This is a genomic window from Rhizobium sp. NPDC090279, from assembly GCF_044769665.1.
GTDB lineage: Bacteria > Pseudomonadota > Alphaproteobacteria > Rhizobiales > Rhizobiaceae > Rhizobium.
This window is the reverse complement of record NZ_JBIVYI010000008.1, coordinates 407,616-428,234: the sequence shown is the minus strand read 5'-3', so window position 1 is coordinate 428,234 and position 20,619 is coordinate 407,616. Positions and strand designations below refer to the sequence as shown.

The 20,619-nt window shown below is 57.3% G+C and carries 15 protein-coding genes and 1 pseudogene; 8 read left to right on the top strand and 8 right to left on the bottom strand.

The annotated features are described in order from the left end of the window. A pseudogene (locus tag ACIQWP_RS21945) lies at positions 1–115 on the top strand (IS6 family transposase); the annotation flags it as partial. 176 nt (positions 116–291) lie between these two features. Here ACIQWP_RS21945 and ACIQWP_RS21940 read toward each other — a convergent pair. Together ACIQWP_RS21940 and ACIQWP_RS21935 are read right to left on the bottom strand one after the other, a co-directional pair. After that, positions 292–2,805 carry a CoA transferase gene (locus tag ACIQWP_RS21940; RefSeq protein ID WP_402792067.1) on the bottom strand — a complete coding sequence of 838 codons (2,514 nt, stop codon included), beginning with the start codon at positions 2,803–2,805 and terminating at the stop codon, positions 292–294. 24 nt (positions 2,806–2,829) lie between these two features. Then, positions 2,830–4,518: a GMC family oxidoreductase gene (locus ACIQWP_RS21935; RefSeq protein WP_402792064.1), complete on the bottom strand. Its 1,689-nt coding sequence runs from the start codon at positions 4,516–4,518 to the stop codon at positions 2,830–2,832. Positions 4,519–4,678: 160 nt separating this feature from the next. Here ACIQWP_RS21935 and ACIQWP_RS21930 point away from each other — a divergent pair, with 160 nt between their 5' ends. The 7 genes from ACIQWP_RS21930 (at position 4,679) to ACIQWP_RS21900 (ending at position 13,936) form a co-directional block, all read left to right on the top strand. Beyond that, positions 4,679–5,602 (top strand): LysR family transcriptional regulator, encoded by a 924-nt coding sequence (locus ACIQWP_RS21930; RefSeq protein ID WP_402792061.1) that lies wholly within the window; start codon positions 4,679–4,681, stop codon positions 5,600–5,602. Positions 5,603–6,698: 1,096 nt separating this feature from the next. Further along, complete coding sequence (locus ACIQWP_RS21925; RefSeq protein ID WP_402792058.1) at positions 6,699–7,508, top strand: ABC transporter substrate-binding protein; 810 nt, start codon at positions 6,699–6,701, stop codon at positions 7,506–7,508. Between the two features lie 10 nt (positions 7,509–7,518). Beyond that, on the top strand, positions 7,519–8,298 hold the full coding sequence (locus ACIQWP_RS21920) for an amino acid ABC transporter permease (RefSeq protein WP_402792055.1): 780 nt from the start codon (positions 7,519–7,521) through the stop codon (positions 8,296–8,298). After that, entirely contained in the window at positions 8,295–9,095 is an 801-nt protein-coding gene (locus tag ACIQWP_RS21915) for an amino acid ABC transporter ATP-binding protein (protein ID WP_015342283.1), read from the top strand. The genes ACIQWP_RS21920 and ACIQWP_RS21915 overlap by 4 nt, the downstream gene beginning before the upstream one ends. Positions 9,096–9,275: 180 nt before the next feature. Further along, positions 9,276–10,862, top strand: coding sequence for a gamma-glutamyltransferase (ggt, locus tag ACIQWP_RS21910; protein ID WP_402792049.1), 1,587 nt, complete (start codon positions 9,276–9,278; stop codon positions 10,860–10,862). A gap of 567 nt (positions 10,863–11,429) precedes the next feature. Next, positions 11,430–12,857: an amidase gene (locus tag ACIQWP_RS21905; RefSeq protein WP_402792047.1), complete on the top strand. Its 1,428-nt coding sequence runs from the start codon at positions 11,430–11,432 to the stop codon at positions 12,855–12,857. A gap of 179 nt (positions 12,858–13,036) precedes the next feature. After that, positions 13,037–13,936 carry a helix-turn-helix domain-containing protein gene (locus ACIQWP_RS21900; protein ID WP_402792044.1) on the top strand — a complete coding sequence of 300 codons (900 nt, stop codon included), beginning with the start codon at positions 13,037–13,039 and terminating at the stop codon, positions 13,934–13,936. A 41-nt stretch (positions 13,937–13,977) separates the two neighbouring features. On the opposite strand, the gene ACIQWP_RS21895 is transcribed toward ACIQWP_RS21900, so the two are convergent. The 6 genes from ACIQWP_RS21895 to ACIQWP_RS21870 form a co-directional block, all read right to left on the bottom strand. Further along, positions 13,978–15,411, bottom strand: a complete 1,434-nt coding sequence (locus ACIQWP_RS21895; RefSeq protein ID WP_402792041.1) for an aldehyde dehydrogenase family protein — start codon at positions 15,409–15,411, stop codon at positions 13,978–13,980. A gap of 37 nt (positions 15,412–15,448) precedes the next feature. Next, complete coding sequence (locus tag ACIQWP_RS21890) at positions 15,449–16,489, bottom strand: histone deacetylase family protein (protein ID WP_402792038.1); 1,041 nt, start codon at positions 16,487–16,489, stop codon at positions 15,449–15,451. 51 nt (positions 16,490–16,540) lie between these two features. Next, positions 16,541–17,347 carry an ABC transporter permease gene (locus tag ACIQWP_RS21885; protein WP_402792036.1) on the bottom strand — a complete coding sequence of 269 codons (807 nt, stop codon included), beginning with the start codon at positions 17,345–17,347 and terminating at the stop codon, positions 16,541–16,543. Then, on the bottom strand, positions 17,340–18,251 hold the full coding sequence (locus ACIQWP_RS21880) for an ABC transporter permease (protein WP_145676870.1): 912 nt from the start codon (positions 18,249–18,251) through the stop codon (positions 17,340–17,342). The genes ACIQWP_RS21885 and ACIQWP_RS21880 overlap by 8 nt, the downstream gene beginning before the upstream one ends. Positions 18,252–18,263: 12 nt before the next feature. Beyond that, positions 18,264–19,376, bottom strand: coding sequence for an ABC transporter ATP-binding protein (locus tag ACIQWP_RS21875; RefSeq protein WP_402792030.1), 1,113 nt, complete (start codon positions 19,374–19,376; stop codon positions 18,264–18,266). A 110-nt stretch (positions 19,377–19,486) separates the two neighbouring features. Then, positions 19,487–20,515, bottom strand: a complete 1,029-nt coding sequence (locus ACIQWP_RS21870) for an extracellular solute-binding protein (protein WP_402792027.1) — start codon at positions 20,513–20,515, stop codon at positions 19,487–19,489. Between the last annotated feature and the right edge of the window lie 104 nt (positions 20,516–20,619).

Genomic DNA, 20,619 nt, shown 5'->3' with positions numbered 1-20,619 from the left:
AGCGGTCAGAAATCTCTTCGTGCCGCCACATCAGAAACGCTCAGCCCTGGCCACCCACATTCATCGCATCCGCGCAATGGCGCATTGGAAAGTCGTGACCGGCGCAACTGCATAAATTCATCGGCAAACGCCTTATCGGGGATTAAGCGAACAACGTGACATCGCCCTTTCATGGCACTTCCTCCCTAAAGTACGATGTTGAAGGTGTGAACCCGTCGATGCCATCGCGTGCATCGGCGACCCGCGAGCGGCTTCGGTATCCTCCTCAGAACCTGAAGCCGCCATTTCCTGCTAGCTTGGCAGATACTCAGCACTCCAGCGCTCGCTGACCGTACCGGAGGCGATCAACCGGTCGATCTCGGCTTCGGTGTAGTTCAGGGTCCGGAGAACGGCGCGCGTGGACGCTCCGTACTTCTCCGCCGGCGCGACAGCCGTGACCTTGCCGACAGCCGGACGGATGGCGAAGGGGTCAAGCTGCGTGACCGTGTGTCCGCTCGGATGGTTCGGGAAAATGGAGAATGAATAGCTGCCCCGGTCGATGCCCGGCGTGCCGTCGGCAATGCGGGCACTGCGGCTGCGGATCGTTTCGATGTTCTCGCAGAGCGATACGCCGATGTCGGCCTCCCGCAGGCGCTGCTGCCAGGTTTCTGCAGACGCGGTCATAAAAGCCTTCGCGAGATACGCCTCGCGTTCGGATGCCGCCATCTCGACAATCTCTTTCAGATCCTCGATCTTGCCGAAGCGCGGGAGGTCGCCTTCCGAGGCGCACAGAAGAAGGTGATCCCCCGATGCCGTCTCGTAGAGCCGCGACAGGGCGCTATATCCCTTAGTTTCGCGTCCGGACGGCTCATCGAAGGGCCCGCGCCCAGCATAGTCGTAGCAGAAGGGAATCTGCGCGAGACCGGTCAGCGCCGACAGCGACGTACGCGGGCGGCGGGCGATCCCGGTTCTGGATTTCTGGTATAGGGCGGCGGCAATGCCCAGCGCCGCGCCGAAGCCGCACATGACATCGATTGTGCCGACATGAGCATGTTCCTCCGGCGTTTCCATCGAACCGCCGAAGCGCAGCATGATGCCGGTCGCCGATTGCACGAGGTCGTCATAGCCGAGATAGTCGGTGCGCGGGCCGGTGCGCGGGCCGCCGAAGCAATCGAGCTGGCAGAAGATTGCCTGAGGGTTGAGCGCCTTCAGGCTTTCGGCATCGAGCCCCATCGCCTTGACCTGACGGTCGGTGGCATTCCAGACCACAACGTCGACGGAGCGCACCAGTTCCTCGAAGACAACGCGACCATCGGGCGAACCGATGTTCAGCAGCACCGATTGCTTTCCGCGCATGTGCGACATGCCGAAGATCACGGTGTTCCAGCAGTCATAGAGCGGTTTGGCCGGATCGATCTTGATGACCTCCGCGCCGAAACGGGCGAGATAGGCGACCGAATGCGGGCCGGCGATCACGTTGCACAGATCGAGAACCTTGACGCCATCCAGCCAGCCGCCGGGGGCGCCGGTCGTGGGAACCGGCAAGGACGGGCGCTCCATGCCGGTCAGAAGCGCAAGCGCCTCCTTGGCCGTTCCCCAGCGCCTCGCGCTTGGCGTCAGCATGGCTTCGGCGCTATCCTGCAGCCAGGCCATCGGCCCCGGCTGGATCATGCGGCCAAAGATCGGATCGTCGACCTCGATCATCAGGCCGGCAGCCTTGGCGTGATCGTCGGCGATCCATTCCTTCAGCCAGCGCTGTGGCGCGCCCGGAAACAGACCCTCCCCGAAAATGCGTTCCCACTCAGCCGCCGTCTTGGTCAGGAAAACCTCCTTCATGCGGCGCGCTATCTTGTCGGCCCAGAATTTCGGGAGCGGATACACACCGAGCGACACGTCCGACGACCATTGCGAGACCGGCAGATAGGTGTCTTCCTCCTCGTGCAATCCCTCGGCCACCAGCTCGTCGTAGAGACCGAGGGCCTTCAGGCAGCGCTTCGCATGGTTCTTGTGGCTGGGGCAGACGACGTAGAACATCCGACCGTCGGCGCACATATAGCTGCGATAGAAGGGATCGAGGAATTCCTGAAGGTCGTCATAGGACATATCCATCGGCAGGCCCTCTTCGCGCCGCCGCTCGATCTCGCGCTCGCGCTGGGTCTGGTAGCGCAGCGGATAATCGTCGATCAGGATCGAGTTGTAGGAGAGGCCCTCCATGACGGCGCTGGCAAGCGGCACTTCGATGTGATCACCATGCCCTGTGCGCTCGCGTGCCTGGAGCGCGAGTACCGTGGCGGACGCCGCCAGCATCGTGCCATAGGCGGAAGAGAGCGGTAGTGGCGAGAAAGACGGGTTGACGCCCATCAGCACACGATTGAGCCCCATATCCGTGAAGACGCCGGATGAGGCCGCTATCACCGTCTCGAAGGCCCGCCAGTCTCGGCGAAGCTCGTCGTCCGAGGCAAAGCCGGGGATCGACAGGGTGATCAGTTCCGGCCGTGCTTTGCGCAACGCGGCAAAATCGATCCCGAGTCGGGCAAGCACGCCGGGGCGAAAATTCTCGACGACGATATCGGCCTCGGCCACCAGCGCTTTCGCCTCATCCACCCCCTTCTCCGTCTTGAGATCGAGGGTGACGATCAGCTTGTTGCGATTGAGGATGGCATTGGCCGGATTATCCCAGAGCGGACCGCCGGGCGGATCGACATGCACGACGGTCGCGCCGAGATCGCCAAGGATCATGGCGACGGCCGGGCCGGCGATATATTGCCCGAAATCAACCACCCGAACGCCGGAAAGCGGAAGCGCGGAACGCGCGATCGATGTCATTGCTCTTGTCTCCCCAAGAATTTTCTATGCGCGCGCGTCGGCAACGATCCAGCCGGCCGCCTTTTCGGCGATCATCAGCGTCGGTGCATTGGTGTTGCCGCTGGTGATCTTCGGCATGATGCCCGCGTCGACAACGCGCAGGCCCTCGATGCCTCGCACCCTGAGACGGCTGTCCACCACCGCCATCGGATCGTCATTGCTGCCCATCTTCGTCGTCCCGACGGGATGGAAAATGGTATTGGCGATATCGCCCGCCAGCCGCGCCAGTTCTTCGTCACTTTGAAACTGCAAGCCGGGCTTCCATTCCTGCGGCTGATACTTCGCGAGCGCCGGCTGCGACACGATCCTGCGCACCTGTCGCAGGCTTTCGGCAGCAATTTTGCGATCCTCTTCCGTGCTGAGATAGTTCGGCGCAATCGCCGGGGCGTCCGACGCCTTGCCGGAGCGAATGCGTACGCTGCCGACGCTGGTCGGGTTGAGATTGCACACGCTCGCGGTGAAGGCGGGTACGTTGTGCAACGGTTCGCCGAAGGCGTCGAGGCTGAGCGGCTGGACGTGATATTCCAGGTTGGCGTGGGCCTGGCTGTCGTCAGACCGGGTAAAGGCGCCAAGTTGAGACGGCGACATGCTCATGGGGCCGCTGCGTTTCAAAGCATATTCCAGTCCAATCGTCGCCTTGCCGAACAGGCTGTTGGCGAGCGTGTTCAGCGTCTTTGCATTATCAACCTTGAAGACTGCACGGATTTGAAGATGGTCCTGAAGATTTTCCCCGACGCCCGGCAAGTCATGGATAACTTCAATGCCATGGCGATTTAGCAATCCGGCGGGGCCGATACCTGATAGTTGCAGGATTTGCGGCGAGCCGGTCGCGCCGGCGGACAGGATAACCTCCCTGCGCGCCCGCACCTCTGCGCGCTGCCCCTGCCGCTGGAGCATGACGCCGGTGCAACGCTTGCGGCCGAAACCATCGTCTTCCAGGACCAGTCGTTCGACATGGGATTGTGTCCAGATCGTAAGGTTCGGGCGGTTCCGTGCCGGGCGCAGGAAAGCCTTCGACGTGTTCCAGCGCCAGCCGGAGCGCTGGTTGACCTCGAAATAACCGACGCCCTCATTGTCGCCGCTGTTGAAATCGTCGGAGCGCGGAATGCCGGCCTCGACCGCGGCCTCGGCGAAGGATTCGAGGATGTCCCATTTGAGCCGCTGCTTCTCGATCCGCCATTCGCCACCATGGCCGTGCATGTCGGAGAACCGGCTGTTGCCACCAGTCTTCGGGTCCGCGCCGCCGTCCAAGCGGTAGTGGTCCTCGTGCGCCTTGAAATCAGGTAGGCAATTCTGCCAGGACCAGGCGTCATCGCCCGTCACCGTCGCCCAGCCGTCAAAGTCGCGCGCCTGGCCTCGCATATAGATCATGCCGTTAATGGAAGAGCAGCCGCCAAGCGTCTTGCCGCGCGGGTAGCGCAGCGACCGGCCGTTCAGCCCAGCATCGGGCTCGGTTTTGTACAGCCAGTCGGTGCGTGGATTGCCGATGCAGTAAAGATAACCGACAGGGATATGAATCCACGGATAATCATCCTTGCGACCGGCCTCCAGCAACAGGACCCGCATCGCTGGATCGCGACTGAGGCGATTGGCAAGCAAGCAGCCGGCGGAGCCGCCGCCGCCGATAATATAATCGAACGCATCACTGGACGGATGGGAAAGTGCTCTCGTCATCGGCTCGCCCGCGGATCGTCACGGAACACCGCATAAGCAAACGATTCGATGATTTTCAGTATCATTCGAGCCTCCTCCTCAATTCCGTTTTCAGGAATAGCGGAGGAGCGCCGCAGAAATCCAATGACAAATGATACAAGGCATTATAAGTAAAATTAATATGTTGCAGTCGATCGACCTTAGGACATTAAGAGCATTCGTTGCAGTGGCGCGCGAGGGCAACGTCACGCGCGCCGCCGAGCAATTGAACATCACCCAGCCGGCGGTCACGCTTCAACTTAAGCGCCTTGCAGCGGATACCGGACTGAACCTGTTCCGGCGGACGTCCACGGGCTTGGAGTTGACGCAGGAGGGAGCGCTATTGGCGGCCAAAGCGGAGCAGGTGCTTGCCACTCTGGTGGATTTTGGCCAGACAGCTGGACATCTGGCGACGCGCGTCCGAGGAAAACTACGGATCGGCACGATCATCGACCCTGAGTTCACGCGGCTGGGGGCATTTCTAAAAGCACTAATCGAAAGCGGCCCTGGCCTAGAAACCACACTACGTCACGGAATGAGCGGGGACGTGCCAGAAGGGCTGAGACGAAATGAACTCGATGCAGGTTTCTATCTCGGCGATGCGAGAGACTATGAGCCTTCAGCGGAGATTGCCGTAGCAAGCGCACCGCTTTTTCATTCCCGACAACTGGCGCGATTGACCTATCGCGTCGTCGCTCCACCATCGCTCGCGAGTTTCGTGCGCGGCGCGGATTGGACACAGCTCTCATCTCTTCCTTGGATCGGCACCCCGCAGGCCTCGGTTCATAATCGGTTGCTATCGCGCTTGTTTGCAGATCTCGGCGTCCGACAGAATATCATCGCCCAGGTGGATCAGGAGATGTCCATGGTTGCCATGGTGCGGACCGGGGTTGGATTAAGCCTTTGCCGAGAGTCGATTGCTCTTCATGAACAACAGGCACACGGACTCGTGATTGCAGACAATGTGAGTATTTCAACGACATTAGGTTTCCTCTGCATGGAGGCTCGCGTCGAAGATCCGATTATACTGGCCGCCTTGGATGCGATCGGGCGAGTCTGGGTCTAATTTTCGTGGATTCCGACAACGCCGATGTGCCGGCCGAAGGCCTGCTTTATGATGCGCTCGCCGCGGCGCGAGAGCGTATATCCATGCTCTGGGACCGTAATCACATCGCCAATGCTAGTGACGATGCGCCTTCTCAGACTTTCTAGCATCCACAATGCCGAACCGCCACGCTCGGTTTCGTCGAGCGCTCCGAGAGCCCAAACCTTTCGGCGGAGACCTTTGCCTAATAATAGGTCAGGTAATACGTCAGGCGAGCAGATGAGGGTGGATAGAGCAGCTTTTAGCCTTGTCGTATTGATAGATCGCATTGGGGGACAGCGATAATAACCAAACAACCGATAACTCAGTAAAGCGAGGGGAAAATGAATAAGACCATTATCGCATCGAGTGTATTGTTAACGCTGAAATCGCCTCTTTGTCGACCTACATACGGGCGTGCTCCTTCGGGACGGTGACGCGGACCTTCACCCGCGCCCGACTTTCCGCTTCCACCACATCACCTAGTGCGGCCCTCATCTTCCCGGCGTGTCAGCAGAGAACCGCCAATATCCTGCTTTGTCACGCCCAGGGACACGATTGAGCTAGCGCCCTTGACCGATCTTCGGGTTCACTCGCGGTCATCCGGCGCACTTTCGTTCGCTCAGTCTCGAAGTCGCCGTGCGCCAAAACCCACCTTCGGACGGTTGTCGAATCCGCCGAAGGTAAGACAGCGAAGTATGAAAAATGCAGGTGAAACTACGGAAAATGTCTAGGTCATACGGTGATCCGTGAGACTCTCATTCCTCTGTCACTGAAAATTGTTGGATGTCTTGGGACAGCGCATCTTCGATCCACGCGCTATGGCCATGCTTTCCCAGGGTTACCCGACTCCGCCGTAGTGAGAACTGCATTGCAGCAAGCCAGACGCGTGCTTCGTAGTGCGATCAACGGCTGGCTCGAGACTGTGTTGAACGACCGGCCGATGCAACTCCGTATAGTTGCCCAGAGTTTCGTTGAGCGGTTCGCGTAAGTGACTGAATAAACTAGGAAGAATGGCCGTTCGTACTTACTTGGAAATCAGGGCGGCATAGAAAAACCCCGGAAGGAGAGCATCGAAATGACCCGATTCCCCTTGAAACTGATGAACACCTTTGCCATCGCCCTCATGGCTGGTGTCGCGAACGCCGCCAATATGGCGCCGCCGGCAAATCTGACACATGCCGGAAAGCTTACCTTTTGCGCCGAGTTCGGCAATCCTCCCCTTGGATTCTATGACGAGCACCAGGTTCTAACCGGATTCGAAATCGAACTGGGGACCGAAATTGCCAAGCGGATGGGGTTGAAAGTCGAATGGAAAGAAGTCGCCTTCAGCGCAATCATCCCGGCTCTGATGGCCAAACAGTGTGACGCGATACTGTCACAACTTTTCGACAAGCCGGAACGCCGTGAAGTCGTCGATTTCATCAATTACATGTATTCCAGCCAGTCGCTGCTGGTCGCCAAGGGCAATCCCAAGAACATCAAAGGTCTTGATGGGATCTCCGGTATGAAAGTGTCTGTTGGTAACGGCACGACAATTCAGAGCCTGCTGGACGCCCAGAACAAGCTTTTCAAGGAGGCTGGCAAACCCGAAGCAAACGTGGTCGTATTCCCCAAGGACTCAGATGCGCGGCAGGCCCTCCAGACCGCGCAGGTTGATGCCTATGGAACGACACTTGAGACGGCGGCCTTCTTCTTCCAAAAGGCTGGCCAGGTGTTCGATATCGCCGGCAAGCCATTCAACAAGATAAAAACCGGCATGGCGACCCGCAAGGGGGACGGCGAGATCGAAAACGCCATTCAAACAGCGTTCGATGCTATGCGGGCAGATGGGACCTACAGCAAGCTCCTTGAAAAATGGGAACTTGGAGGCGACGCGATCGAGTAGGACCTGATCCATGAATTTCGACCTGAGCATTTTCTGGGAATATCTACTGAGGCCGAGCACCGTGTACCTGCACGGTCTCGGGCTGACCTTGACCATCAGCGTGATCGCTCAAGCTTTGGGTACTATCCTGGGCCTATTCATCGCACTCTCCGGCATCTCCAAATATCGCTCGCTGAATTTACCTGCACGATTTTTCGTGTGGGCATTTCGCGGGACGCCATTGCTGGTGCAGATCGTCTTCATTTATACCGGCCTGGCGGCGGCGGGAATCTTCCGCTTTGAGGACCTCGATCTCGGACTTTTTGTCCTTCCAGGCAATATTCAAGCTGGCGTTCTTGCCCTGACCCTGAACGAGGCGGCTTACATGGCTGAAATCATTCGCGCCGGGATTGGTTCCGTTGGCGTCGGCCAGACCGAAGCCTCAAAATCATTGGGCATGACATACCCTCTCTATATGAGGCGGATTATCCTGCCGCAGGCAGCACGCGTGGTCATCCCGCCGCTTGGCAATGAATTCAATGCAATGCTGAAAAATACCACTCTTCTGAGTGTTATCGGCGTCCCCGAACTTCTGCTCGCTACCCAAATGGTCACAACAGTAACCTTCAGGGTCTTTGAGCTTTACTTGGTCGTAGCTTGCTACTTCCTGACGCTGACGACGCTTTGGGGCTTTGTGCAGGCCTACATTGAACGGCGATTCGGTGAACCGGCTGCCAGGGAAGCGAAGAGGCAATCTTTCTCCGCCTATCGCAGGATTTTCGGATTTGGTGAGGCTAGAGAGCCGAGATGACGAATAAAGGTGCAACTAAATCGACGCCAATTGTCACCGTACGCGGTGTCGAAAAGCGCTACGGCAACCTTCAGGTCCTGAAAGGAATTGATCTCGACGTCTACAAGGGTGAAGTTATCGTTGTGGTGGGATCGTCGGGTTCCGGCAAGACCACGTTCATCCGCTGCATAAACCATCTGGAGAAAATCCAAGGTGGGCGCATCGAGGTCAACGGTCGCCTGATCGGCTACCGGGAGAGCAAGAGAGGATTGGTTGAAGACACGGAGAGCAACATTGCTCGCCAGCGCTGTGAAATCGGCATGGTCTTCCAGTTGTTCCATCTCTTTCCTCATCTGACGGCGCTTGAAAACATTATCGAAGCGCCGATCCATGTACGAAAAATCTCGCGCGACGATGCGATCGAGACGGCGCGAGTCCTGCTTGCGCGCGTCGGGCTCAAGGAGAAGGAAAACTCCTACCCTTCGCAACTGTCCGGCGGTCAGCAGCAACGGGTCGCCATTGCGCGCGCCCTCGCAATGCGCCCCTCTATCATGCTTTTTGACGAGCCGACGAGCGCGCTCGATCCGGAAATGATAGGCGAAGTGCTTGATGTCATGAAGGAACTCGCACGTGAAGGCATGACCATGATCGTTGTCAGCCACGAGATGGGATTTGCGAGGGAGGTCGCAAATCGCGTCATCATGATGCACGAGGGACGCATCATCGAGGATGCGCCACCAGAGACGTTTTTCACAGCACCCAAGCACGAGCGGACCGCAGCCTTTTTGTCACGCGTCATCGGCAAACGGGATCATTGAGGGCGACGCAGGCCGGCGGGACAGCGCTCGCGCTGTGTTGGTGCGGTTGCCGCAATGTTCGAAACAGGTGAGTCAAGTCCAGATCCATCAGGTAGCTTGTGCGTCCACCCGACGAGAGTTGACCTGAAATTGCCCGGGCCCGCTTGGGCCCGGCTAAAATCCCCCCAAGAGGAGATCACCATGCGTGACTTTCAACTTCCCGGGCGATCTGCCGCCATGGCGATGAACGGTATGGCCGCGACGCATAATCCGCACGCGACACGCGTTGCCATCGAGGTCTTGCGCAGCGGGGGAGCCGCCATCGATGCTGCTGTCGCCGCCGCAGCCGTACTCGCCGTTGTAGAGCCGCAACAAACGGGCATAGGTGGAGACTGCTTCGTTCTTTTTACTAACGACGCGACCGGCGAGGTGATCGGTTATAACGGTTCCGGTCGAACGCCGCATGCCCTACCAACCAGCGGACTTGCCCCGGAAGGCGCGACCCAGATCGAGGATTCGAGTCCTCATTCCGTCACTGTTCCGGGCGCCATTGATGCGTGGACGCGGCTTGTGGCCGATCATGGCCGCAAGGAGATCGCCGAGCTCCTGGCACCCGCCATCAGCTTCGCGCGCAACGGATTTCCTGTCCATCCCAGGGTGGCCCGCGATTGGATTGCGGAAGCGGCACGGCTGCGGCGCGATCCCAATGCAGTCAGGGTTTTCCTACCAAGAGGACGGCCCATGCGTGCTGGCGAGGTGTTTCGCAATCCGGGCCTAGCCGAAGCACTAAGCCTGATTGCCGCCAAGGGTCGGGACGGGTTCTACAAGGGACCGGTGGCTAAGGAGATCGTCGACTATCTGCGTAGCCTAGGCGGCTATCACACCGAGGAAGATTTCGCGATTGCCGAAGGCGAATATGTCACCCCCGTGTGCAGCACTTATCGTGGCATTGAAGTCTGCCAGATCCCGCCCAATAATCAGGGTATCACCGCGTTGTTAATGCTGAATATCCTGGAAGGTTACGGCCTTTCGGCACTGGAACCGCTCGGCGCGGAACGGCTGCATCTCGAGGTCGAGGCCGGCAGGCTGGCCTATCGCGATCGCGATGCTTTTGTCTGCGACACGCGTCACGCCCCCTTCCCGCTGGAAGAGATCCTGTCCAAGGACTATGCGGCACGACTGCGGGAGGAGATCAGCCCGCAGCGGGTTGCAACCCACCTGCCGCCGCCCTTGATGCGCAAATCCGACACGGTTTACCTGACTGTTGTCGACCGGGACCGCAACTGCGTAAGCTTCATTAATTCGGTCTACTCGGGGTTCGGTTCGACGCGAGTTACCCCAACGTATGGCATCACGCTGCAGAACCGCGGGATGGGATTTTCGCTCGACCCCAACCACCCCAATGCCGTCGGACCTGGCAAGCGGCCGCTCCACACCATAATGCCTGGTATGGCTCTCAAAAATGGCCGACCCTGGCTGGTCTACGGTGTGATGGGCGGCGACTACCAGCCTTTCGGCCACACACACGTGCTCACGGGGGTGACTGATTTCGGGCTCGATCCGCAGGAGGCGATCGATCAGCCTCGGATCTTCCACAGCATGGGTAAGACCGTCGTCGAGCATAGCGTTCCACAGAAAACGATCGAGCTGTTGCGAAAGATGGGCCACAGCATCGTCGAGGCGACGGAGCCGCATGGCGGGGGACAGATGATTATGATTGATTGGGATGAAGGCGTTCTCATAGGCGGATCAGATGGCCGCATGGATGGCTGCGCCCTGGGTTACTAGCAGTTGGTCGCCGGTGCCGCCCGCGTGTATTACGCGATATGGTCAGCCGCGATCAATGAGTCTGCTCTCTTGCCCGCCGTAATATCGGGTCGGGAAAATAGTGCGATGAATGGCGAATGTTTCGGCGCCTAGCCAATTACGAGCAGACGGCCGAGTTTATCGAGGCCGACCTGCAGAACAGCAATGCATCCGGAACGGCTTTGCCGGATTGATAGTGCAGGTTGAGATTCACTCCCCAACATTCAGTGCAATGTTATGTGCGTAGGGACGAGCTATGCCTTACCCTGCCTCGTTGTGGCGACGTCGATGAAGGCTGCAATCCATTAGAATGCCGAGGCATAAGCCGCATCGGCTTTGTCCATGTTGGGCTGCATGTCTCCATGTCGCATCACCTTTCTATGACACCTTGAGCGCTAAGCATATTCCTTTCCAAGGCCCAAAAAATAGGCGCCACCACCAAATCGGGGCGGATAGAGACCGATAGTCCGACAATGCTACAAGATCAAGTTGCTGCTCACCTGTCTAGCGCAAGCGGTCACCAAAAAGCGATTACGTTGGAGCATGAGAATGAGTGATTTGGAACTCTGCTATTTGTCTGCCACCGACGCGCTCGCTGCGTTTCGGAAGGGAAGCTTGTCGCCGGTCGAGCTTCTGAACGCGCAATTGGCACGCATTGCTGAGGTGGGCTCTGACATTAACGCATTCTCATTCCTCTACGCGGACGAGGCAATCGCCGCCGCAAGAGAGGCTGAGCGGCGGTATCGCAGCGGTGGAACGCTGCGGCCACTAGAGGGCATTCCCGTAGCCATCAAGGATGAGAGCCTGATTGCAGGTAAGGTCACGACATTTGGTTCGTTGATCTTCAAAGATGAAGTCGCGTCTGTAACATCGCCAGTGAACGGGCATCTGATCGATGCCGGGGCGGTTATCATGGGCCGAACCACAACGCCTGAATTTTCGTGCGCTGGCTTTACCCATTCGCGCCTGTGGGGCGTTACGCGAAATCCCTGGAACCGAGAATTCACCACCGGCGGCTCCTCCGGCGGTTCCGCAGCAGCCTTGGCAGCGGGGTTCACGACGCTCGCTTCCGGATCAGACATCGGCGGATCTATTCGCATTCCTGCGTCGGCTTGTGGACTCGTGGGCTATAAACCACCATACGGACGGAACGCCGATCTCGCTCCGTTTGGCTTCGATTTTTACAACCATCCCGGCCCACTTGCTCGCAGCGTTGCTGACTGCATCCTGATGCAAAACGTCATGAGTGGGCCTCACCCCCTCGATGTCGCCTCCCTGCGGCCTAAAATTGAAATAGCGAATCAACCTGCAGACATGAAATCGAAGCGGATCGCCTATTCTATCGATCTCGGTTTCAAACAGGTGAGCGAGGATGTGCGCAAGAATACCTTGGATGCAATTGACCGTCTCAGAGACATGGGCGCCGAAGTGGTCGAGGTCGACCTTGGTTGGACGCTCAGCGCGGAAGTCGCTGCGCGAGACTATCTCGCCTCGATCTTTGGGACATGGGTCGCGCAATATCTTGACACGCATGGCGACGAGCTGAGTGACTATACTCGCGCCTTCGCTCAAAGTGCCCGTGCCAAGGGTATGAAAGAGTACCTCAGATCTCTCGAGCTTGCCGGTGAGATGTACGGAACTTTTGGCCCGATGATGGAGAAATTTGACGCCTTCATTTGCCCAACCTTGGCGGTTCCGGCCGTCAGTGCGGATTTCGAGCCTTCGGACGGACTTCAGATCAACGGGCAGCACGTCGAGCCGATGCTCGGCTGGTTGATGACTCATCCCTTCAACACGCTCAGCCGTTGCCCGGTCGTCAGCGTGCCCTCAGGGTGCGCTCCAAGCGGAATACCGACCGGAATTCAAATCGTTGGCAAGACCTATTGCGATCAGGATGTATTGAGCATCGCGCTTGCCTACGAAGCCGAAATCGGAACATGGTACTCGAGCGACGAGCGACGTCCGGTGTTGGGCTAATTGTATTTCCGATTGTGGGGACCGCGCGGCTCAGGTGCGGCTGGCCGAAGCCATTCGTAGAGAACCCCGTGTTCGAGCCTTGTTTACTACACGGCGGAGCTGGTGCAGTATCGAGTGCTAAGCTTCTCATGCATAGGCTTGACTGTGTTTGTCAAAGTATAACCGGAGGTGCAGGGGACGTGTATGTTGAGACCACCTTCCATGACGCGGTAGAGCAAGAAACATCCTTGCCAGGCTGGCGGCAAGAGTACCGACAGGTATCCACCGGCGGCTATGACGGTCGAACGGCAGCCATTCTGCTCCCCGGTGTGGAGATTTTGCGCGAAACCATCAGTGTCGGAACGGAACAAGTGTTCTCCGCGCCCGAGGGAAGCGTGATCTTCTATTACTACCCGAAACTCGACGAAAGCGAGTTGGCCCGCGGCGAAAGAGCACTCGGCGTTTCGGGCTTCGCGCTAAATTGGACCAATCGCATCGGCTTCATGGATGCCGGTAGCGATTTGCTGATGCTAGTCCTCAGGCGCAGTGCCATATGCGATGAAGAGCGCAGTAGCAAAGCGCAGCTCGTCGAAGCTCCATTAGAACATGCGGCATTTCTCGCAGATTGGCTGTTGTCGCTGCTCGGAGCTGCGAGCCAGCAATCCTATCCTTACGCAAGGGAAGACGTCGATGAGCTGCTCGCGGATCTAATTACGGATCGTTTCGAGCTTCTTTTCCAGACAAGTATCTTTTGCGAAATACCGCAAATAGCTGAGGCCGAAAAAATCTATAAGAAAATCCGCGATAGGATTTTAGATGCGCCGGACAGGCCGCATACAGTAAGATCGCTATCGCGTGAACTCGGTGTATCGGCCTTCGACCTCAGGGCTTCCTGCCAGAGCTTCTCCCAGATACCCCTTGATAAAATTCTGACTTTGCTTCGACTTAACGGGGCGCGCCGTGACTTGCTGCAAGCCCGTCGTGCGCCGCGGAAAGTTTCGGACATTGCCATGGATTGGGGCTTCTTTCACTGGAGCCGCTTTGCCCTTCGTTATCGATCGCTTTTCGGCGAGACGCCGTCTGAAACGTTGAAGAGTTAGAGTTCACCACGCCTGTTCTGTGAAACTGTCAAAGGGGGTGCTTACGTCCCCCAGCCTACTATTCCCTTGACCTCCATAAAATCGCGAATTCCCCAATGGCTATATTCGCGGCCATTCCCGGATTGTTTGTAACCACCGAACGGCGCATGTGTATCCCACGGTGCGTAGTTAACGTAAACTGCCCCGGCCCGTAATTTCCGCGCGACCGCTCTGGCCCGTTCCAGATTGCCGGCCTGGACGTAAGCGGCCAAACCATAGATCGAGTCGTTTGCGATCCGTACTGCGTCCGCCTCCGTGTCATAGGGCATGATCGAGAGGACAGGGCCAAAGATTTCCTCTCGGGCAATCGTCATCTCCGGCGTAACACCGCCAAAGATCGTAGGCTTTGCGTAATAGCCGACGTCCAGCCCTTCAGGCTTGCCCAGCCCGCCTGCAACCAGTATAGCGCCTTCTTCGACGCCCACACCAATCAGCCCCTGAATCTTGTCGAATTGCTGCTGGCTAATCACCGGTCCCATATCGGTATTTTCAGAAAGGGGATCGCCGACGCGAGTGGCGGCCGCGGCCCGTCTCGCGATCTCAAGCGCCTCGGCGTGGCGCTCCGCGGGGACCAGTAGGCGTGTTGGCGCGTCGCAGGATTGGCCAGAATTGCTGAAACACGCTTCGACGCCCTTGATGACGGCATCTTCAAGGTCAGCGTCGGCCAACACGATATTGGCCGACTTTCCGCCCAGTTCCTGAGCCACCCGCTTGACCGTCTCCGCAGCCGTCTTAGCCACCATAATGCCCGCGCGGGTCGATCCCGTGAAGGACACCATGTCGACCTTGGCATGACCGGCGAGATATTGTCCGACCACAGGGCCTGTACCGTTGATCAGGTTGAACACGCCTCTGGGTACTCCAGCTTTTTCGATCACTTCCGCGAAGATCATCGCGCTGAGAGGCGCCAATTCGGACGGCTTCAGCACGACCGTGCAGCCCGCCGCGAGAGCCGGCGCGACCTTGCAGACGATTTGGTTCAGGGGCCAATTCCATGGCGTGATGAGCGCGCAAACGCCAATCGGTTCCCAGGTGACCATCGAACTTCCGCTGTGCTCGTCGAAGCTGAACGCTTCCAGAGCCGCAATTGTTGACTCCAAATGGATCTGCCCCGCCCAGGCCTGTGCCTCGCGCGAAAATTTCAACGGCGCGCCGAGTTCCGTGCTGACGGCATGCGCGATATCTTCGTAGCGATCATTGTAGCATCGTAGAACATTGCGCAGGAGTTCCAGCCTTTCGCTCTTGCTTGTTTGCGAGAAAGCTGGGAAGGCCTCGAAGGCCGCCCGCACGGCCAAGTCGGCATCTTCGGTGGTGCCGATCGCGATCTGCATGAACGGATGCTCGGTTGCGGGATTGATCACGTCCATTCGGCCAGCGCCGCTCGCCATGACCCATTGTCCGTCGATAAAGAATCTCAGTGCGTTGTCGTACTGCATGCTTGCTCCAATAACATTGTGTGTTGTAGCCATCGCCTCAGCGGCGGATGGCATCCTCATAGCCAGAAAGAACCCCGACAACGTTTATGCCTATGTCTTCGACAGCATAACCGCCTTCCAAAACGAACAGTGTTTTCATCCCGAGAGCGGCCAGGTGGGCGCCAATAAGAGGAAAATGGCCGTGCGAAAGTCGGAAGCGACTGATTGGATCGCCCTCGAAAGTATCAACGCCAAGGGAAATGACGACCACGTCAGGACCAAACTGCCGGATGCTACCAAGCGCGAATTCAAGTGCCCTCTCCCATTGCGTCCAGTCGGTGCCGTCTGGAAGCGGTATGTTGAGGTTGAACCCTTCTCCGCTGCCGGAACCTCGTTCATCGGCATAGCCGGCAAAGAAGGGATAATCATTGCGGGGATCTGCGTGAAGGCTGACAACCTGAACGTCGCCGCGCGTGTAAAATATCTCTTGTGTGCCGTTTCCATGGTGATAGTCGATGTCGAGAATTGCCACTCGTGAAGCGCCAGCGTCCAGCAGGCGTTGCGCGGCGACAGCGGCATTGTTGACGAAACAATAGCCGCCATTGAAATCGGTCCCGGCATGGTGGCCGGGAGGACGGCAAAGGGCAAAACAAGCCTGTTCGCCCTCAATGATCAAATCTGCTGCAGTCAGGGCACTGTCATGCGAGGCTTTGACGGCCTCCCAAGTGCCTTCGACAAAGCCGGTACTGGCATCGATCGAATAGAGTCCAAGCAAAGCATCGATAGAGTCGGGAACAATATCCTTATACCTGCCTCTCGCAGCCCAAGCGTAAGGAAGAGCTGTGCCCGTGCGCCCGGCTTCCCGCCAAAGCCGCCACGCCGACGCTGTGAAATCCAGATAGGCCGTCGAGTGAATGTGTTTCGCGGTGTCCAAGGACTGCGGCCGTGGGCCAAGAACGGGCCCGAGACGCACCTCTTCGATCCGGCTTGTTATGAACGTTGCACGGGATGTATTCTCATAGCCTTCAACAACAGCGCCATTGTAAAATTCGAGTTGACCCCGGTGTTTCAGTTGTTTCAGTGAGAAGATCGTTTTCATCGCGCATTGTCCACGTAGCATATCCCGGATCGGGTGTGTGAAATCGAGAAATCAGTTGATCTTCGTTCGCTGATTGACAGTATAAATGCAGATCACCAGCGCCAAGGAGATCACGAAAAACACGGCCGCTATTGCATTCACCTCCGGCGTAACTGTGCGACGCACCTGGCCAAGCATGTAGGTTGGCAGCGTATCCTGGCCGGCCGTCTTTACGAATTCGGTGATCACGACGTCGTCCAGTGAAGTAACAAGGGCGAGGATAAAGCCCGCGAGTACGCCTGGGAAAAGCAGGGGCATCGTGACGAAGCGGAACGCATTCCAAGGCGATGCGTACAAGTCGCCTGCAGCACGCTCCAGACCGATGTCCATCGTTTGGAGACGGGCACGTATCGGAAGATAGGCGAACGGCACGCAGAACGCCGTGTGCGCCGCGATCAGATAGGCAAGACCAGTATAGCCGGTCCAGCCCCGAAATGTCGCTGTCACAACCAGAAGTGCAACGGCAGTCACAATCTCTGGCACCATCAACGGGACCGAGATTATGCCGTAAGTGCACGTCCACCCTCGAAACTTTGGTCCTCGCGTCATCGCCAATGCGGCCAGCGTGGCCGCAGTTGTAGCCAGGACGGCAGATATGGCAGCAAGTTTCAGAGACAGAAAGGAAGCGGTGATGACCTGTTGATTGTTGGCTGCGCTTTGAAACCAGCGAAGCGAAAAGCCCCCCCACTGCGCAGCACTGGTCCCGGCATTGAAAGCAAGAACAAGGGCCACGGCCAACGGCGCATACAGGAAAATGAACGTGGTGACTGCGACGGCGCTGAAGCCGCGCTGGTGGGTTACGGAGAAATTCTTAGCCATGTTCGTGCCCGCGGGTATCGCCGTGGCGAATGTAGATGAGCAAGGCCACCATCACGATGCCCATAAGGGTCAGCGAAAGAGCGGATCCGAACGGCCAGTCCCGACCCTGGCCGAATTGCAGTTCGATGTAGTTGCCGATCATGAGATTTCTTCCGCCCCCGAGCAGGATGGGCGTCACATAGGTGCCGATCGAAGGGATGAAGACCAGAATGGAGCCTGCAATGATACCGGGCTTCGAAAGGGGTACGATGACTTCCCAAAGCACCTTGAACGGACGCGCGTAAAGGTCGGACGCCGCCTCGAGCAGATTTCGATCCAGCCGTTCCAGGCTCGCATAAACGGGCAGGATCATCAGCGGAAGATAGACATAGACCAGGCCCAGGCAGATCGCGAAATTCGTGAAGAGCATCTGGATCGGTTCAGATATCAATCCCGCCTTGAGGAGAAGGGTATTGATGATCCCTTCATTCCGGATGAGATCCTGTATGGCGAAAGTCCGGATCAGGAGATTTGTCCAGAAGGGAACGGTAACAAGTAAAAGCCAGACTTCCCGGTTGAGCGGATTACGGGTCGCGATGAAATAAGCAGTCGGAAAACCTACGAGCAAGCACAGGAGAGTGGTGGCCAGCGACAAGGTAAACGAGCGCAGCAGAATCTCCAGGTTCGTCCCGGACAGCGTCAGCGTGTCATCGAAAACATCGCGGTCGAAGAGAACGCGCGTCCATGCATCGAAGGATGGCGTAAAATGCACGCCGCCTGTGGGGCCAGGAGTCAAAAATGAGTATATCACGATTACCAGGAGCGGTGCGATCGCGCCTACGATGACCACTAGCAATGCGGGACTCATCAAAAGCCAGCGTGTACGGCTCTCAGTTTTCAACCGCGCGGATTCAAGGCCGGCCATTTCTGCATCTCCTCAGCCGGGCAGAACCTGGGCAGTGTTCGGTGTGAATGTCACCGAGACTTCATCCCCGATGGCGATGGAAGGATTTTCGTCCGGCGTGTTATACTTACGCACCAATACAAGACCCGCGCCATTACAGAGTTCGACTGTGTACTGCGTCTCGGGGCCGCAGAAACTGACCGTCTTCACAGACCCGGTGATTTTGCTAGCGGGCTCATGGGGCAATGGAAAAATTTGCAAGTGCTCGGGCCGCACCACGATGCTTACCGAAGCACCGGGAACAATCGTTTCATGCATTGGAATAACGACAGCGCCGATCCCCTGAAGATTGACCATCGTCCCCCGCTCATCCGCATCGAGACCCCTTCCCTGAAAGAAATTAGTTTCACCAACGAAATTCGCCACGAAGCGATTTGCTGGCCTGTTGTAGACTTCGTGCGGGGTTCCGACCTGCATTATTTCACCCGACGACAGCACCGCTACACGATCAGACATCGTCAAAGCCTCCTCCTGGTCATGTGTCACGAAAATGAATGTGATGCCCGTCGCGGCCTGAAGCAACTTGAGCTCCATCTGCATTTCTTTACGAAGCTTGTAATCCAGCGCCGAGAGCGACTCGTCGAGAAGCAAAACCTTCGGCTCGGATGCGAGCGCGCGCGCCAGCGCGACTCGCTGCTGCTGACCGCCCGATATTTGTCCCGTCCGCCGACCGGACAGATTTTCCAGTCGCACCAGTTTCAACATGTCATCTACACGGGCAGCGATTTCATCGCGAGGTCGTTTGAGCATTCGCAGGCCGAAGCCGATGTTCTCTGCAACCGTCATGTGTGGGAAAAGCGCGTAGTTCTGGAAGACGGTGTTGATGGGACGTCGGAACGGCGGTACTTCCGCGATGTCCTGGCCATCAAGGAGAATGGTGCCGGTTGTCGGGTATTCAAATCCGCCTATCAGCCGCAGCAGAGTGGTTTTTCCGCAACCCGACGGGCCAAGCAATGTGAAAAACTCATTTTTGAAGATGTCAATCGTGGTACTTTTGACCGCGGTGACGGTGCCATTCCCAGAACCGTAGGTTTTGGTTAACTTTTTCAGTCGAATAGCTACGTCCGGTGTAATCTCACCTGTCATATTGTCCTCAACATAAATCGCGCGGCGAGGGCCGATGTAGCAGGTGGAACACGCGCGCTGACGTCGAACTGAATGAAGGAAATCGTTAGCGCGCCGTCGTTCCCGCTGAATTACTTCTGGACGTCCTGCCAGATGCGACTGTAGAGCTGCGTGATCTTGGGATCGCAAAGCGTCAAAAGCTCACCCTTTGATTCCATTTCTGGTGGAATGACGAGTTCCGGCGCACCCTTCATCTCGTCCGAGTAGTATTTCTCAGCGCCGATGATAGCTGCTCCATATTTGGCATAGACCGAATTCAATGCTGCGTTGTCGGGCGCCATGATAAAGTTTTGAAAGAGCTTGGCGTTTTCCAGATTTGGAGCGTTCTTCAGAACCACCACATTGTCTGAGCCATAGGTGAAGCCTTCTCTCGGAAGGCCGTAAGCAATGCTGTGGTTTTCGGTACGCCGCTTCAGCGCGGAACCGCTCCAGTCGAGAGAGGCCGAGACATCCCCGGTGGCCATTCTTTGTATGCCGGCATAATCGATTGACAGCCAGCTCTTCTTGGCTTCGATGAGGCGATCACGAACCTTGGTGAGCAAAGCCTTGTCGCCTGTGCACCATGTCCCGCCTTCGAATTTGATCGCAGCAAACATGATGTCGTTCATCTCGGGAACGATATTGATCTTCCCCTTCAATTCGTCTGGCGGATCCAGAATCACCTTCCAGGTGTTTATGTCGCCTTTGAAGACGGAGGTATTGACGCTTATACCGCTCGTATACCAGAGCCACGGCACGGAATATTTTCGGCCGGGGTCGAACGCCGGGTCCCGCCACCTCTCCTCAAGGTTCTTGGCATTTTCCATCCGCCCCGGATTTGTTTCAGCTAGCAAGCCTTCCTGAATATAGGTCGGGATGAAGCTTTGCGACGGAACGACGATATCGAATCCGGAGGCGCCCTGGCGCACTTTTGCAAGTGCCGTATCGTTGGAATCGAAATCCGTCAACGTCACATGGACGTTGTATGCTTTTGAAAATTTTTCAATCAGTTCAGGGCTAGTGTATTCGCCCCAGTTGTAGATGTTGAGATTGCCTTCCGCCAGGGCGCCGGTGGCGCTGAGGCCAAGAATGAATGCGGCGGATGTGACCGTGAATCTCATTTTCCCCTCGCTAGTTTTCCGGCTCTATAATCCGGGATTCCGCCATTTCGAAAGCTGCAGACTTTTCGAGAATGCTCTGTTGCGGCTTCAAGATTGTGCTGGCT

Coding starts and splice junctions, on each gene's coding strand:
- ACIQWP_RS21885 (WP_402792036.1), bottom strand. CDS start 17,347: ATGGCTAAGAATTTCTCCGTAACCCACCAGCGCGGCTTCAGCGCCGTC.
- ACIQWP_RS21880 (WP_145676870.1), bottom strand. CDS start 18,251: ATGGCCGGCCTTGAATCCGCGCGGTTGAAAACTGAGAGCCGTACACGC.
- ACIQWP_RS21930 (WP_402792061.1), top strand. CDS start 4,679: ATGTTGCAGTCGATCGACCTTAGGACATTAAGAGCATTCGTTGCAGTG.
- ACIQWP_RS21890 (WP_402792038.1), bottom strand. CDS start 16,489: ATGAAAACGATCTTCTCACTGAAACAACTGAAACACCGGGGTCAACTC.
- ACIQWP_RS21895 (WP_402792041.1), bottom strand. CDS start 15,411: ATGCAGTACGACAACGCACTGAGATTCTTTATCGACGGACAATGGGTC.
- ACIQWP_RS21875 (WP_402792030.1), bottom strand. CDS start 19,376: ATGACAGGTGAGATTACACCGGACGTAGCTATTCGACTGAAAAAGTTA.
- ACIQWP_RS21870 (WP_402792027.1), bottom strand. CDS start 20,515: ATGAGATTCACGGTCACATCCGCCGCATTCATTCTTGGCCTCAGCGCC.
- ACIQWP_RS21925 (WP_402792058.1), top strand. CDS start 6,699: ATGACCCGATTCCCCTTGAAACTGATGAACACCTTTGCCATCGCCCTC.
- ACIQWP_RS21920 (WP_402792055.1), top strand. CDS start 7,519: ATGAATTTCGACCTGAGCATTTTCTGGGAATATCTACTGAGGCCGAGC.
- ggt (WP_402792049.1), top strand. CDS start 9,276: ATGCGTGACTTTCAACTTCCCGGGCGATCTGCCGCCATGGCGATGAAC.
- ACIQWP_RS21940 (WP_402792067.1), bottom strand. CDS start 2,805: ATGACATCGATCGCGCGTTCCGCGCTTCCGCTTTCCGGCGTTCGGGTG.
- ACIQWP_RS21905 (WP_402792047.1), top strand. CDS start 11,430: ATGAGTGATTTGGAACTCTGCTATTTGTCTGCCACCGACGCGCTCGCT.
- ACIQWP_RS21915 (WP_015342283.1), top strand. CDS start 8,295: ATGACGAATAAAGGTGCAACTAAATCGACGCCAATTGTCACCGTACGC.
- ACIQWP_RS21935 (WP_402792064.1), bottom strand. CDS start 4,518: ATGACGAGAGCACTTTCCCATCCGTCCAGTGATGCGTTCGATTATATT.